The sequence below is a fragment of the Sodalis sp. RH24 genome (genome assembly GCF_047324145.1).
Classification (GTDB): Bacteria; Pseudomonadota; Gammaproteobacteria; order Enterobacterales; family Enterobacteriaceae; genus Acerihabitans.
The window spans coordinates 801,145-817,241 of sequence record NZ_CP178729.1 but is presented as its reverse complement, the minus strand read 5'-3'; the positions used below and the strand labels follow the sequence as shown (position 1 = coordinate 817,241).

Annotated in this window: 11 protein-coding genes; 5 read left to right on the top strand and 6 right to left on the bottom strand. The window is 54.1% G+C overall.

Annotated features, from left to right (window positions below; translation table 11 throughout):
• Positions 1–38: 38 nt before the first annotated feature.
• Positions 39–1,079: an NAD(P)-dependent alcohol dehydrogenase gene (locus tag ACL2XG_RS03645; RefSeq protein WP_413722868.1), complete on the bottom strand. Its 1,041-nt coding sequence runs from the start codon at positions 1,077–1,079 to the stop codon at positions 39–41.
• 419 nt (positions 1,080–1,498) lie between these two features.
• Between ACL2XG_RS03645 and ACL2XG_RS03640 the strand changes: the two genes are divergently transcribed.
• Positions 1,499–4,735, top strand: a complete 3,237-nt coding sequence (locus ACL2XG_RS03640) for an autotransporter outer membrane beta-barrel domain-containing protein (RefSeq protein WP_413722869.1) — start codon at positions 1,499–1,501, stop codon at positions 4,733–4,735.
• Positions 4,736–4,842: 107 nt separating this feature from the next.
• On the opposite strand, the gene xdhC is transcribed toward ACL2XG_RS03640, so the two are convergent.
• Genes xdhC through guaD form a run of 4 tightly spaced genes read right to left on the bottom strand, consistent with a single transcriptional unit; the run spans position 4,843 to position 10,891 of the window.
• Positions 4,843–5,634: a xanthine dehydrogenase accessory protein XdhC gene (xdhC, locus tag ACL2XG_RS03635; RefSeq protein WP_413722870.1), complete on the bottom strand. Its 792-nt coding sequence runs from the start codon at positions 5,632–5,634 to the stop codon at positions 4,843–4,845.
• Complete coding sequence (gene xdhB, locus ACL2XG_RS03630) at positions 5,627–8,095, bottom strand: xanthine dehydrogenase molybdopterin binding subunit (protein ID WP_413722871.1); 2,469 nt, start codon at positions 8,093–8,095, stop codon at positions 5,627–5,629. The genes xdhC and xdhB overlap by 8 nt, the downstream gene beginning before the upstream one ends.
• Complete coding sequence (gene xdhA, locus ACL2XG_RS03625; RefSeq protein ID WP_413722872.1) at positions 8,088–9,560, bottom strand: xanthine dehydrogenase small subunit; 1,473 nt, start codon at positions 9,558–9,560, stop codon at positions 8,088–8,090. The genes xdhB and xdhA overlap by 8 nt, the downstream gene beginning before the upstream one ends.
• Positions 9,557–10,891, bottom strand: coding sequence for a guanine deaminase (gene guaD, locus ACL2XG_RS03620; protein ID WP_410015075.1), 1,335 nt, complete (start codon positions 10,889–10,891; stop codon positions 9,557–9,559). Before guaD ends, xdhA begins: the two co-directional genes overlap by 4 nt.
• A 508-nt stretch (positions 10,892–11,399) precedes the next feature.
• Between guaD and ACL2XG_RS03615 the strand changes: the two genes are divergently transcribed.
• From ACL2XG_RS03615 to ACL2XG_RS03600, 4 genes are all read left to right on the top strand, one after another.
• Positions 11,400–12,458: an aldo/keto reductase gene (locus tag ACL2XG_RS03615; protein WP_410015074.1), complete on the top strand. Its 1,059-nt coding sequence runs from the start codon at positions 11,400–11,402 to the stop codon at positions 12,456–12,458.
• 60 nt (positions 12,459–12,518) lie between these two features.
• Positions 12,519–13,268: a bifunctional NADP-dependent 3-hydroxy acid dehydrogenase/3-hydroxypropionate dehydrogenase YdfG gene (ydfG, locus tag ACL2XG_RS03610; RefSeq protein ID WP_410015073.1), complete on the top strand. Its 750-nt coding sequence runs from the start codon at positions 12,519–12,521 to the stop codon at positions 13,266–13,268.
• 244 nt (positions 13,269–13,512) lie between these two features.
• Entirely contained in the window at positions 13,513–15,099 is a 1,587-nt protein-coding gene (locus ACL2XG_RS03605; RefSeq protein ID WP_413722873.1) for a M12 family metallo-peptidase, read from the top strand.
• A 13-nt stretch (positions 15,100–15,112) separates the two neighbouring features.
• Entirely contained in the window at positions 15,113–15,724 is a 612-nt protein-coding gene (locus ACL2XG_RS03600; protein WP_413722874.1) for a hypothetical protein, read from the top strand.
• Here the strand turns inward: ACL2XG_RS03600 and ACL2XG_RS03595 are convergent, their stop codons facing one another.
• Positions 15,725–16,054, bottom strand: a complete 330-nt coding sequence (locus tag ACL2XG_RS03595; RefSeq protein WP_410015070.1) for a YnfA family protein — start codon at positions 16,052–16,054, stop codon at positions 15,725–15,727.
• Positions 16,055–16,097: the final 43 nt, after the last annotated feature.

The window sequence follows — 16,097 nt, the reverse complement described above, 5'->3', positions numbered from 1 at the left end:
CGCCGAAGCGCATTTATACATGTGGGCATCAACAGCCGTTACAGGGAGGCCATATCGATGACGAAACGATAACGCACATCGCTTTTTACCACCCGCTCATAAGCATCATTGATTTGCTGGATATTAATCTTTTCAATATCGGAAACGATATTGTGCTCGCCGCAAAAATCAAGCATCTCCTGGGTTTCCTTAATCGAACCGATGCCGGAACCCGCGAGACTGCGGCGCCCGCCGATCAGGGCCGCGGCGTGCAGCGGCACCTTCTTTTCCGGCAGGCCGACCAGGACCATGGTGCCGTCGATTTTTAACAGCGACAGATAGGCGCCCCAGTCGATTTCCGTTCCGACGGTGCAGATTATCAGATCAAAGGTGCTTTTTAACTTCTCGAAGGTGGCCGGATCCTGCGTGGCGTAATAATGTTGGGCGCCCAGACGCAGACCGTCCTCTTTCTTAGACAGGGTCTGGCTGAGCACGGTCATTTCCGCGCCCATGGCTTTGCCCAGCTTCACACCCATATGGCCTAAGCCGCCAAGACCGATAATAGCCACTTTTTTACCCGGCCCGGCCTGCCAGTGACGCAATGGCGAGTAGAGGGTAATGCCGGCGCAGAGCAAGGGAGCCGCCGCGTCCAAGGGTAAATTATCGGGAACCGACAGCACATAACCCTGCTTGACCACGATATGGTCGGAATAGCCGCCCATGGTTGGCGTTTTGCCGTCGCGCTCCACGCTGTTATAGGTTAATACCAACCCTTCCTTGTATTGCTCTAAATCCACATCGCGCTCGGCGCAATGGGTGCAGGAATCCACAAAGCAACCGACGCCGACCCGATCGCCTACGTTAAACTTTGTCACGCCGTCGCCTGCGGCGACCACCTCACCCACAATTTCATGGCCGGGCACCATGGGGAATATAGCCCCGCCCCACTCGTCCCTGGCCTGGTGAATATCCGAATGGCAAACGCCGCAGTAGGCGATTTTGATCACGACATCATCGGGGCCGGGGGCGCGTCGCTCAAAAGAGTAAGGCGTAAGAGGCGCCTTGGCGCTGAGCGCGGCATAACCTTTAGCTTTAGACATATGACAAACTCCGGGTTGCTTGATAAAGGAGATGGCGCAGGTTCGCCATGCATCCACTGTTGCCCTATTCTGCCAGCAATCATCCCGGATAAGGTAGACGATTATTCTTGCGTTATTGCCTGATCCTGCAATCAGGGCCATAAATCGCATTGAAAAGTAAACGCGCACAAAATAATTACTGTTTGGATTATTATTGCTTTGGTTAATATGTCAATTGTTAATCAAAAAGGTTAAAAAACAACGGCCGCCGTAATGAAGGTAAAACCTTCCCTAAACAATAGTTTATTTTAAGCTGTATTTGTTTTTTGTCTGGCTAGAATAGCTTCCCGTTATCTCACCTCGCTATGGGTAACAATCAATAAACTTATCGATAGTATTTTTGAGTAATTTTTAAATAAAATCTAAATAAATAGGCGATCATGAAAAAAACAAGAAAGACCTTTATCGGCATCCTGACGGTAGTCGGTGGCATAACGCAGGCTTATAGTGCCAGTGATAGTGAGAGCAAAGTCAATGAAAGTGATTTACACGGTTCTCCGCCCACTGCCAGTACTAATATAAAGCCATTTTCGAATATCATAAAAATAAAACCTTCTAAAAGTACATTTGAAAATCCAAATTCAGATTCATCGAAAATCCATAGTTTTGATATAAGATCATTAGGTTACAACTCGGGAAACGACAGTACGTACCATATTGTGGATTTGTATAGCAAAAAGGGGGAAACCAAGAAAGTCGATAAAAAAATGTTGACTAAAGGCAGACCCAATGATTTAAAAACCGTCGTGTTTTTTAGAGGCGGGGGGGAGTTTGTCATTAAAGAAGGCATACCGGAAAATCTCAACATTGAAGCGATTATGGTAGACAACTCAACGCTGCTGCTGCAAAATTCTCCGCAAATTTTCGCAAAAGAGATCTGTGCTTCCAAAAACGCCACAATCCAGGGCAATGGCATAATACAATCAAATGTCATCAACGAAGGTACCCTTTCAGTTGATCCTGAAACTAAAAAGCCGAGCAAGTTCAATAGTATTGGTGATTTCTTCAGCAAAAAACCTTTACATGCAGAGAAGGGAATTACCCCTGGTCAAAGCCTTCCGCACACCACGCTTACCATTGATGGCGATTATATCTCAAGAGATAACGGGATCATTGTTCTGAGGGTAAATAAAAAAAATGATAATCCTGATAATATTCAATTGGAGATTAGAGGCAACGCTCCAAATAAAAGCAATATTTTTGTAAAAGGTAATATTTTGAATAGTAATCCAGAAAATATAGCCTCTATTAAGTTAAATGGCAATGTTTCTGAAGATGCCTTCATGTTTCTAAATACACCCGCCTCAAGCGAAAATGAAGCCAAAGTAAGAAAAGAAAATAACCGGCTTGTGGCATTCATTGCCGAAAAAAAGGATGGGGTAAATAAACCATCTTCTGATCAAATCCATCTGCAAAAAAAGATACCTGCCGCAGATGCGCAGGATAACACGGCGAACCATTACAGAAGCGGGCCTGCTAAGCCGCCGCGTACTTTCCAGCATAAAAATAATAACATGACCATTCAGCCGAAACCAACGGATCGGACTGTTCTCCCAGACCGAATAGAAAAACCACCATACCCCAAGGTCCAGTTTAATATAATAAGCAGTACGAGTGACCTTGTTGGCAGTTATGATCACGACTGGACTCAAAGCAATGCCTCTATAAATGACGCGATTGATAAAATTTACGGTGACTTGGGACCCGTGCCTGAAAGGGATGGGAATAACGCTAATGCGCTCGTTTATACGCTCACACACATAAAAGCAGACCTGAGCGAGGGTAAAAATTTCAAAGGTCTGATTAACAATACTGCCAATACCGTGCCGCAAGATGCAAACATAGCCCCCTACAGCCAACTTGGCAGGTTCGATAAATATTTACATGGCGAGGGCTTTGAAGAGAATGACTACGAGCGGGATTATCCCGCCCATGGCTGCGGCGATGATGATGGGATGGATAACGGTTCCGCTGCTCGGTTTGATGAACAAAGAGCTGCGTCCCAGCCGCTTGATACAAATGCAGACTCTACCCGCGGCGATAAGGAGGAGGAGGATTTCGGCCTCGCTGCCTTGTTCAACGAACAAAGCGACGCTTCTCGGCCGCCTGTGCAAAATGCGCACGCCGTTGCCGGCGGCGGCGATGAGGAGGAGGATTTCGGCCTCGCTGCCTTGTTCAATGAACAAACGGACGCGTCCAAGCCGCTTGATAAAAATGCGGACTCCGCAGTCCGTGGTGATGATGAGGAGGAGGATTTCGGCCTCGCGGCCTTGTTCAATGAACAAACGGACGTGTCTAAGCCGCTTGATAAAAACGCGGACTCCGCTGCCGGCGGCGACGATGAGGAGGAGGATTTCGGCCTCGTGGCCTTGTTCAATGAACAAACGGACGCGTCCAAGCCGATTGATAAAAATGCGGACTCCGGTGTCCGTGACGATGATGAGGAGGAGGATTACGGCCTCGTTCTCTTATTCACTGAAGAAATGGACTCTCCAGAGTCGCTCGATGAAAACCTTGATGCTACCGCGCCGCCCGATGATGATTTGGTTGATGATGGACTCTTAGCCTTGTTCAATAGTAATCAGGACAATCAGGGGGTTGATGCGGGCAATGGCTTGCTGGCCCGCAGCAGTTTGCAGCCGGCGGCGGGTATCTATGCCGCCAATATGGCAACCGCCAATACCCTGTTTGCGACCCGCATGCACGATCGGGTCGGCGCCACGGAATTCCCGTCCGCCTTTAACGGCGCCGATGGCGCAGGTCAATCTTCTTTCTGGCTGCGTATCGCCGGCGGTCAAACCGGGGCGCGTATGCGCGACGGCGCGTTATCTGCCAGCACCAATACCCAAAAGGTGCAATTGGGCGGGGAAATCGTTAGCGGCAGCCGCGACGGTATCGACGGACTGCATTTCGGCGTGATGCTCGGCGCGGGTAAAAGCCGCAGCCATAGCCATGCCATTAACGGTAAAAGCGCCCAAGGCGGACTTGAGGGATATGGCGCCGGTATATACGGTACCTGGTATCGCAACGACGGCAATCACGAAGGCCCCTATCTTGATGGCTCGCTAAACTATAACTGGTTCGGCAATCATGTTAAAAACGGATCGTCGGCAAATAAATCCGCCGATACGGCAACCTACCGTTCCGCTGGATTTGTCGGCACAGTAGAAGCCGGTCATAGCTGGCGACTGTTCTCCGCTGCCGCCTTTGACACCTATTTACAACCGCAAATACAGGTCGCCTGGATGGGCGTCGGCGCACGGGATCAGAAAGACCCGAACGGCGAACGCATCACCATGCTGGGCCATGATAATATCCAGACCCGCCTGGGCGCACGGCTGTATATGCGCGGTTATGCCAGCATGGATGAAGGCAGGCAGCGCATGTTCCAGCCCTATGTCGAAACAAACTGGATCCATAATACCCACGACTTCGGCGTTTGCCTGGGTAAGGATGCCTACTCCCAGGAGGGCGCCAGGGATATCGGCGAGATTAAAATGGGTAATGAGGGACAAATTAATGAGCATCTGGCGCTATGGGGCAGCATCGGCCAGCAAGTCGGCGGCAAGGGATACCACGACACCACCGGTACGTTAGGCGTGAAAGTGAATTTCTAAGCGGCGCGGCGCGCCGTCAGCTCAGGGCCGGCTCGGCCGGCCCTGTTTTGGAGCCGTGCGTACGCTGGCGTGAGAGGACGGCGGGTGCCATCCCGCCGCCTTATATATCATGATATTTCGCCGCTGCTATTTGCCTGCCGGTTATAGCAACCAATCACCTCGCCCGCTATCGACACCGCGATTTCCGCCGGCATTTTTCCTTTCACCGTCTCCAAACCGATGGGACAGCGCAGTTGCGCCAATGCCTCGGCACCCATGCCGCGCTCGCCAAGGCGATAAAGAAAGCGCCGGCGTTTGGTGATAGACCCAATAAGCCCGCAATACCGATGGCCGCCGCGTTTAAGTACCTGCTCAACCAGCATAAAATCAAGCTGATGATCGTGGGTCATCACGATAAAATAGCTGTCGGCCGGCATGGCGTCCAGGGCATCGAGCGGATCGTCGATAATCACCTTGACGCGTTGATCGCATGCCGGTGGAAACTGGTCGGCACGGCTGTCCACCCAACTGATATCACAGGGCAGCTCCGCCAGGATCCTGACCAGCGCCTTGCCTACGTGCCCGGCGCCGAATACCGCGATATGAGGCCGCGCCATAATCACCGGTTCGAATAGCACTGATGTCATGCCGCCGCAGCATTGCCCCAGGCGCGCGCCAAGGGAAAAACGCTCCGTGCGGCAGGCCGGGCGAGGCTCGCCCAGCAGTTCCCTGGCTATCCGCGTGCATTGAAATTCCAAATGACCGCCGCCGACCGTGCAAAATTGCCGGCTGCTGGTCACCACCATTTTGGTGCCGCTGTCGCGTGGCGTCGAGCCCTGTTCATCAATAATCGTGACCAATACGGCCGGGGTGCCTTCCGCCTGCAGTTGCGCCAGCGCTGAGATCCAATTATCAGTCATAGGGAGATTCCTTTCCCTGGCGCGCAGGCGTTTGACCGCCGGCCAGCATCGTTTGGGCCGATGCTGCCGGGGCGGGGTTAATAGCACTTTTAGTGACATTGTCACCTAATGTCGGGGCCAGCAGCGCATCCACGGCCGCCAGGACCCGCTCCGGCGTGGCCGGGGCATCGATATCGGGCAGACGGCGATAATCGGCCAGACTGGCCACCGCGTCCCGGATGGCGCACCATACTGAAATGGCCAGCATAAACGGCGGCTCGCCCACCGCTTTGGAATGGAATACCGTCTGCTTGGGATTGGCGCGGTTTTGCAGCAAATGTACGTTCAGCTGCGCCGGGGTATCGCCGATAGTGGGAATTTTATAGGTGGCCGGGCCGTCGGTCAGCAGGCGGCCCCGCGCGTCCCAGATCAGTTCCTCGCTGGTCAGCCAGCCCATACCCTGGATAAATCCCCCCTCCACCTGGCCGATATCGATGGCCGGATTAAGCGAATCGCCTACGTCATGCAGGATATCGGCGCGCAATAACCGGTACTCGCCGGTTAAGGTATCCACCACCACTTCGGAACAGGCCACGCCGTAGGCAAAATAGTAAAATGGCCGGCCGGCGGCTTGCTGGCGATCATAATAAAGGGACGGCGTGGCGTAATAGCCCTGGCTTGCCAGCGATACCTGCTGGAGATGAGCCAGCTCGGCGACTTCGCCCAGGGTAAAGATCCGGCCCGCAACGTCGACCATGCCGTTGCGAAAATTAATTTGCTCCGGTTCGGCGTGATGGACCCGGCATAACATCGTCACCAGGCGCTGTTTCAGCGTTTCGGCGGCGGACTGGGCGGCTTTGCCGTTCAAATCGGCCCCCGAAGACGCGGCGGTGGGCGACGTGTTGGGAATTTTACCGGTATCGGTGGCGGTAATCCTGATCTTCGCGGGATTGACGCCCAGCACCTGCGCCACGACCTGTATGACTTTGGTATGCAGGCCCTGCCCCATTTCCGTACCGCCGTGATTGAGCTGCAGCGTACCGTCGGTATACATCAGCAGCATGGCCCCCGCCTGGTTAAGAAAACCGGCGGTAAACGAGATACCGAACTTGACCGGCGTCAGCGCCAGCCCGCGTTTTAATATCGGGCTGGCGGCGTTATAGGCGATAATCTCCCGGCGTCGTTGCCGGTAACCGGCGCTGGTTTCCAGGGCGTCGGTGAGTTCGTCGAGCAGATTATCTTCCACCGGCTGTTGGTAATGAGTGATATTGCGCGTTGTTTTGCCGTAATAATTCAGCCGTCGCACCGACAGCGGATCCAGACCGGTCTCGCGGGCGATATGTTCAATAATATGCTCGATGGCCAGCATGCCCTGTGGGCCGCCGAAGCCGCGGAACGCGGTATTGGAAGCGGTATTGGTCCGGCAGCGGTAGCCGGTTATCAGCACATCGGCGAGATAATAGGCGTTGTCGGCATGGAACATGGCGCGGTCGACGATGGAGGGAGATAAATCGGCCGAATAACCGCAGTTGGCCGCCAATTCCAGCTTCAGGCCGAGGAGATGCCCGCGCGCGTTAAAACCCACGTCGTAGCGTACCAGGAACGGGTGGCGTTTGCCTGTCATCAGCATATCGTCGCGGCGGCTCAGACGCATTTTAGCCGGTTTGCCCGTGAGCCGGGCCGCCAGGGCGCATAAGCAGGCGGGACCCGCCGCCTGAGTCTCCTTACCGCCAAAACCGCCGCCCATCCTGCGCATATCGACGGTAATATCCTTCATATCCACGCCCAGCACCGACGCCACCAGTTTCTGTACCTCGGTCGGGTGCTGGGTCGATGAAAAAACCTGCATGGCGCCATCCTCGCCCGGGATCACCGACGCCACCTGGGATTCCAGATAAAAATGCTCTTGCCCGCCCATCCGCAGGCTGCCCTGGAGACGACGCGGCGCGGCGGCCAGCGCCGCGTCCGGGTCGCCGCGCCGATGGCAATGCGGCGCGTCGACATAAAGCGCTTTTTCCAGCGCCTCCTCGATGTCCAGCACCGCCGGCAAAGGCTGGTATTCGATAACGGCCGCCGCCGCCGCGCGCCGGGCTATGACCGGGTCCCGCGCCGCCACCACCAGGATCACCTGGCCGGCATAGTCAACCCGATCTTTGGCCAGCAGCGGATCGCCCGCGACCACCGGGCCGATATCCAGCTCGCCGGGCACATCCCGCCAGGTCATAACCCGCTCGACGCCCGGCATCAGATAACAGGGGGACGTATCAACACGGGTAATCAGCGCGTGGGCATGTTCGCTTAACCGCGGCGCCAGATGCAGCTGGTGTGGCAATTCAGGCCGATCGTCAATATATATCGCATCGCCGCTGACGTGTTTGGCCGCGCTTTCATGGGGCTGCGGCTGGCCTACGCCGCCTGTGGCCGGCTGGCGGTAGCGCTGCTGGCGCTGCGCGGCGGAAAATCGTTTTGCCTGCTCAGACATAATGGTCGACCTCCAGGCGATGACGTGGCAACGAGGCGGACAGATAAAACCGCCGCAGTAAATTTTGCGCCACGCGCAGCCGGTAGGCGCCGCCGGCGCGCAGGTCGCTTAACGGGGTAAAGTCGTCCGCAAGTCGCAGACAGGCGAGCTCGACCGTTTTTCGCTCCCAGGGTTGGCCCAGCAATGCGCCCTCAGCGCCGGTGGCCCGGCGGGGTATCTCCGCCATGCCGCCGTAGGCCAGACGGGCCGAACGGATGACGCCTCCCTCGATTTCGCAGCAAAAGGCGGCAAACACTGCCGATATATCATCTTCACGCCGTTTGGCGACCTTATAAAATTGACATTTATGTGACGCCGTCACTCTTGGTACGATAATGCGTTCGATAAATTCGCCCGCCGCCAGCGCGGTATGGCGGTACGAGAGGAAAAACTGCGCCAGCGGCAACTCCCGGGCGTCGCCGCCGCGGCGTAGTACCAGACGCGCGTCCAGCGCCAGAAGCATCGGCGCCCCATCCCCCACGGGCGAAGCGTTGGCCAGGTTGCCGCCGAGCGTGGCCTGGTTGCGCACCTGCCGCGAGGCGAAGCGCGTCAGCGCGGCGCGAAATTCCGGCAAATGCCGCGCTAAAAACGGTTCGCAGGCGCTGAGCGAGGCGGCGGCGCCGATTTCCAACTGCTTTTCGGTCGCGGATAAAATTTTCAGCTCGGGAATATGGTTAATATCAATCAGTAACGGCAGCGTCTCACGGCGCAAGGTAATCGCCAGCGCCAGATCGGTGCCGCCGGCCAGCAGTCTGGCGTCGGGATGGCGTAGAAAGGTGGCGCCCAGCTGCGCCAGGGTGCGGGGACGCAAGCTGACAGGTCTGGCCGGGACACCGGCACCGTCGACAGGCCCCGATAGCGGCGCGGAGACAGACTGATCGTCCTGCTGTTGTAGTTGGGCCAACTGCGCCAGCGTCTGGTTTTCCTGATCGGAAAAGCGGTCGTCCACTGCCCGGCAGATCTGCCGGGCGGCGTCCATAATCGGACGGTAGCCGGTGCAGCGGCAGAGATTACCGCCCAGCGCCTGCGTGATGGCGTCATCGGTGTCCCCGGCGGCGGATTTTTGCAGGGCGAACAGCGACATAACAATACCCGGCGTGCAAAAACCGCACTGCGAGGCGTGGTTATCCACCATGGCCTGCTGCACCCCATGCAATTGTCCCTGATGGGATAAATCCTCCACCGTCAGCAATTGCTTACCGTGCAGCGCGCCGATAAGGGTAATGCAGGCGTTGATGCTGTCATAGCGCAATTTGCCCCCGGCGGCCTGTACCAGAACCACAGTGCAGGCGCCGCAGTCGCCGGACGCGCAGCCCTCCTTGGCGCCCATGCGCCCCTGGCGGCGGCGCAGATAGTCTAATACCGAGGTGTTGGCGTCCAGGCCGGTTTCGCTGACCAACGTTTGGTTAAGTAAAAAACGGATCATGCCGCCCCCTGTTTTATCGTATCCGCATCGCGCCGATAAACCGGTTCGCCCTGGATCCAGGTTTGAAAAATAGTGCGGTCGTCGCCGAGTATCATCATCAGGAACAAGCGTTCCCGCAGCGTCTTGCTGTTGGTTTGCCGCAATCGCTGCAACGGCGTCGCCCTCGGGTCGAGCACGACGAAGTCAGCCTCCTTGCCGGGCATGAAATTGCCCAATACCCCGTCCAGGGATAAGGCTTGGGCGGCGCCAAGGGTGGCATGGTACAGGGCTTCGTGGATCGACAGATGGTAGCCCTGCAGCTGGCCGATCTTATAGGCCTCCGCCAGGGTTTGCAGCAGGTTAAAGGTGGTGCCCGCCCCTACATCGGTGCCGATGCCCAGCGGTATGCCCAAATCCCATGTTTTTCGCAGGTTAAACAACCCGCTGCCGAGAAACAGGTTAGACGTGGGACAAAACGCAATGGCGGAATGTGAGTGCGCCAGATCGCGCCATTCCTGCTCTTCCAGATGCAGGCAATGGGCGAATATGCTTTTACGGCCCGCCAGGCCATAATGCCGGTAGACATCAAAATAGCTTGCGCGCTCGGGGAACAGTTCTTTGACCCAGGCGACCTCCCGCGTATTCTCGCTCAGGTGGGTTTGCAGATACAGGTCGGGAAACTCCCGCCGCAGCCGCCCCGCCAGTCTTAGCAGTTCGGGAGACGAGGTCGGCGCAAAACGCGGCGTCAGGGCATAACCCAGCCGTCCTTTATTGTGCCAGCGCCTAATCAGCCCGCGGGTGGCTTCTTCGCTTTGTGCCGGGGTTTCCAGCAGCGCGTCCGGCGCGTGGCGGTCCATCATCACTTTACCGGCGATAAGGCGCATCCGGCGTTCGAAGGCGGCGGCAAACAACGCGTCGACGGACTGGACGTGAACCGTGCCGTAGACCATGGCCGTGGTGGTGCCGTTACGCAACAGCTGGTCCAGAAAAAACGCCGCCATGCCGGCGGAGCGGTCCGGGCAATGGTATTGGCTTTCGGTGGGAAACGTATAATGGTTCAGCCAGTCCAGTAACTGAGCGCCGTCGGCGCCGATCATTTCCGTCTGCGGGTAATGGATATGGGTGTCGATAAAACCCGGCATGATAATATTATCCGCCAGATGTATGATCTCCTGCCGGGGGTGCAACTGGTCTCGTCCCTCGGGCCAGGACTGCAGGGAAATAATGGTTCCGTCCTCGATTAATAACAGGCCGTCCTCGATAAAACGGGCGGATTCTTCCAGTTCTTCCGGAGCCGATACGCCTGCCCTAAAATCAAAAAAACTGCTGCGAATAGCGGTAATATTACTCATGACAGCGGCCTCGGTAATGGCCCTCGGATATTATGCCAAGTATAAGGATGCTGTTCCGTATACCCATGCGCATCGAGGGACGATAAAATGCAATGCGTCGTTACCTAGATACTGGCAATATTTGTGCCAATATCTGCCCAGCGACTTTTTATTGAATATACCTATATATCAATTGGTTAATAATATTTTACCGTCGGGCCGCACGCATATCGACTGATTAAGCCTGCGAACGGTAAAGGCAAACGTTTGCTTCAAATGACAACCGTTTGCTTATACTCTGTACGGCTGGATAATCATCATTTCTTCAGCTTCGGACCGGGGTAATAAATAATAAATCGTCCATAAATGTTAACAGAAAGCACAATCGCAATACTTATGCACCAGAATGTGGCAACGCTGCCAGACAACAGACTGTTGATGGCAAGGACATTAGTCTATGCTCTAGGTCTGTAGGCTCGATTGCGGGCGCTTGATATATCCGACATGTACTACTGCGAGGAGAATTCTTATGGAATATCGTCTATTGGGCCGTTCCGGCTTGAAAGTATCGGTATTGAGTCTCGGCACAATGACCTTCGGCGGCAAAGGGAAATTTGCCAAAGTGGGCGATACCGGCGTGGCGGAAGCGCGCCGCCAGTTGGCCCTTTGTATCGACGCCGGCATCAACCTGTTTGATACCGCCGATGTGTATTCCCAGGGGGTTTCGGAAGAAATTTTGGGCGAAGTGCTGAAGGAAAAGCGCGACAGCGTCCTGATTGCTTCCAAAGCCCGTTTCCCCATGGGCAATGGACCCAACGATCGCGGGTCATCGCGTCACCACCTGATCCGCGCCTGTGAAGCCAGTTTAAAACGGTTAAATACTGACCATATCGATTTATATCAGCTGCATGAATGGGACGGCCAGACCCCGCTGGAAGAAACCTTATATGCCCTGGAACACCTGGTGAGCAGCGGTAAGGTGCGCTACGTGGGGATTTCCAATTTCTCGGGATGGCATATCATGAAAACACTGGGCGTTTGCGAACGACTCAACCTTATCCGCCCGGTAAGCCAGCAAATCCATTACTCCCTGCAAAGTCGCGAGGCTGAGTATGAATTGTTGCCGATCACCCAGGATCAAGGATTAGGCGTGTTGGTCTGGAGTCCGCTGGCCGGGGGACTGCTATCCGGAAAATATCGCCGGGACCGCCAGCCCGAAGGCAGCACCCGCCATCTTGAAGAGTGGAATGAACCGCCTATCTATAATCAAGATGCCTTATATAACATCATCGACGTCCTGGTTGAAATCGCCGAAGAGAGGAACGTCTCCGCCGCCCAGGTGGCCCTGGCCTGGCTTATCAGCCGCCCCGCCGTCACCTCCGTTATTATCGGCGCGCGTACCGAGGAACAGTTAAAGGATAACCTGCGCGCGGCGGATCTGGTCCTGAACGCCAATGAGATTTCCCGCCTGTCCGACGTCAGCCGCCCGCCGCTGATTTATCCCTACTGGCACCAGGCGCAGACCGCCTCCGACCGGCTGTCTCCGGCCGACCTTTCGCTTATTGCGCCTTACCTGCGCAAACCCTGAGGCGCAGGCTCAGGCTAATTGATAATGCTGTCATTATTCAGAAATAAAAGGACCCGCTGCATGATTATCTTTATTACCGGCGCCACCGCCGGATTCGGCGAAACCATCGCCCGTAAATTCCTCAAGCAGGGACATAAGGTGATTGCCACCGGTCGCCGCCAGGAACGACTTGATCAATTGCAAGCCGAACTGGGCGATAACCTTTATCCCCTGCGCCTGGACGTGCGCGATCGTGAAGGCATTACCCGCGCCGTTGCCTCCCTGCCCCCGGCCTGGCGCGAAGTGGATGTGCTGGTCAACAACGCCGGCCTGGCATTGGGCATGGAACCGGCGCATAAAGCCAATCTTGATGATTGGGAAACCATGATCGATACCAACAATAAGGGATTGGTTTATATGACCCGCGCCCTGTTGCCCGGCATGGTGGAGCGGCGGCGCGGCCATGTGGTTAATCTCGGCTCGACCGCCGGCCGCTGGCCTTATGCGGGCGGCAACGTCTACGGCGCCACCAAGGCTTTTACCCGGCAGTTCAGCCTTAACCTGCGTACCGATCTGGTGGGTACCAAGGTGCGCGTGACGGATATCGAGCCGGGCCTGGTGGGCGGCACCGAATTTTCGGCGGTGCGTTTTAAGGGCGACGACAGTAAGGTGGAAAATACCTATAAAAACGCCGATCCGCTGATGCCCGAAGATATAGCCGAAGCGATCTATTGGGTCACCACCCTGCCGGCCCATGTGAATATCAATGTGCTGGAAATGATGCCGGTAAACCAGTCGTTCGGCGGGCTTAGCGTCCATCGCGACGAGTAATCTCCCCCTGCCCGCGGGTGGTCAGCCTCTGCCCGCGGCGCAATTCCCCGGTAAAATCCTATTATTCCGCTAACCCTTTCTACGCCAAGCCAGGATATTTTTTTTGAAACGGAATAACAGAATTTGGCATTTGTATTTAACATAACAGTTCCTGGATTTTTGTTAAGAATTTATATTATTTTTATTTTTTTTATGATAAACCTCTAGCGAAACATACTAAATCTATTTTCTAGAGAAATCCACCATGAAATTTTATAATAACTATTTTTATTCTCTAAACGCTATAATTAAAGTTATGAGCTTAATAAAAAATAACATCTATTATTTATTGTTTTTTTTATTAGCGTTTCCATTTTTTTCATCGGCAATAACCTTATCGCCAAACCAAGTACCCAATGGACAACTGCCTTCGGGATTCAGGAATATAAATTTCCATACCGCAAATGGAAATTGGGCGGCAGAAATACATTTGCCACAACAGCCTTTAAACGATGATCGCGTATCAATTCTATCCCGCGCAACGCTGCAATCACGTATTATGCCGCAGAGACAGCTTTTCGCCAGCACAACGACATTACTGACAAATGATAATTATATTTTCATATTCCGGACCGATCTTAACCGCTGGGTTATCACCAGTTCCCCGCCGAGGGATATATCGGTACAAACGATAATCAATAATGGTCACACCATACCCCGACCTACTTCCCCTCTAACGAGGGTTAATTTCAATACTAATACAGTTTTGCCTTTGATTAGGTTGCCGCTAAGCGCCAACAATCGTGATTTGATCAGAGTTCATAATGGTTCCACCCCCAGGCTGGGCATCGACAATGTCAACTTGAATTTCAATGCCCCGGTGTATGCATCGACCGGGCAGCAATATGCTTTCCGTTATATAGCTGAAAACCCGTCCGGACGTCGCTGGCAAATTGTTACCGATCCCCTGCCGACGTTGCAGGCCTCAAGCCTGACGAACGGCGTGATACCAGCGTTACAGTCGCCTCGTGCAAGGATCCAGGTCAGCAATGACAATTATCAACAAAGGCTAACTTTACCCAACAATCAGGCACCGGGGTATCGTTTGATCGTTGAAACCCGCGCAGCGTTATCTTTCAATGTTATCGCTGGCAATCGGTCTTTTCCCATATACGATGGCGAGACGGTTTCTTTTGTTACTGACAATAATCGGCAATGGCAGCGAGAAACAGTAACCATTGACATGTTGATTATTTATAGCCAAACCGCGGTAGCGCGTATCGGTGCCGCCGCAGTGCGGACCCGGAATATTGAATCATTTAACCTTATCAATGAGGCATTGGAAAACTCTGGCGCTAACTTTCGAGTGCGCCTGGTCGGCATGCGGCAATTCAATGAACCAGCCAACTGGAATAATGCCGACGCCATATTAAGTTCTTTGAATGTCAACACGCAAATACAATCCTGGCGCCGGGAGTTAAGGGCGGATGCGGTATATTATACTAGCATATGGGGGCCGCAATGCGGCTTAGCCTTTTTAAATGGCCAAGCGCACAGGGACGCGATGTTTGGCTATGAGAATTTACTGTCATCTTGCAATCGCCTTACTATTATGAGACATGAGTTCGGGCACAATATGGGAGTATTTCATGGAGGAGTAACTAATGCTACCCCACCTTTCGCCGTGGGAAATTCTTTGGCAAGAACCATAATGGGTGGAAATGCCATCCCATTTTTTTCGACACCGCTACGATTTACCGATGATTTAGGACTGCCATTGGGAACGCCAAATCTGATAGATGCGGTCAGGACTATGAATAATTTATCTCAGCGTGTATCTAATTTTTATTGAATAAGGTTATATTATGAAAATTATATTATCATTCCTGGGCGCGTTATTTTTTTCGATTATATTAAGCATCGACATTTTACCTTCTGCTTCCGCCCTGGATAAAGCCGGGACGACAGTAGCGGCAAAAATAGCGCCTGGAGTTGCAGTGGACTCCGGCGTTACAACGCTTAACACTCCGCCTTCACTTTTAGTCAGGGAGTTTGCCGGCGACAGGCGGCGGCTCCAATCCCTCGATCTGGCGATGGATCCAGCGATGCTGGCTAAAGGGCGTTATGTTTATTTTGATCTTCCGGCAGCCCGCAGTTTAAAAGTGGGTGATACTTTCAACATTGTGTTGGCCACGCACGGCCATCCATACCTGGCTACAGTTCGCAATGCAGCGCGGCAGGAAGGTATTGTCATACTAAGCGGCGAGCTCGCGGGTAATGAACAAGAGTTGCCTGGTGAGTTTAGCTTAAGCGTAGACCCGGACGGCGGCTATGCTGCCGGGAATTTTTCCACGCCTGCGACCAACTTTTCACTTCAGGCCCGTCATGATATTGCCTGGATTATCGACAATAATGCGATTGATCATCGTGAGGGCATCTGTTTTACGCGGTCGAAAAGCGAGTTGTACTGCGAATGATCACGGATTTCTGGACCATCCGGACAGCATAATCATCACTCCGGCGCAGATCACCGCTGCGCCCAGCCAGTCCTGCGGCGATAATTTTACGCCGTCGATGAACCGAAGCCATAGCAGCGCGGTCAATATATATATCCCGCCGTAGGAGGCATACACGCGCCCGCTGGCGGCGGGATGCAGCATTAACAGCGCGACAAAAGCGATAAGGCTTGCCGCCGCCGGTATCAGCAGCACTATGCCGCCCTGTTGTTTAACCCACAGATAAGGCAGGTAGCACCCCAGAATTTCCGCCACGGCGGTGGCCATAAACAGCAACATTGTCTTGAACATACCGGAGGCTGTTCCTTCATTTTCGTTAACGATGACGAATGGT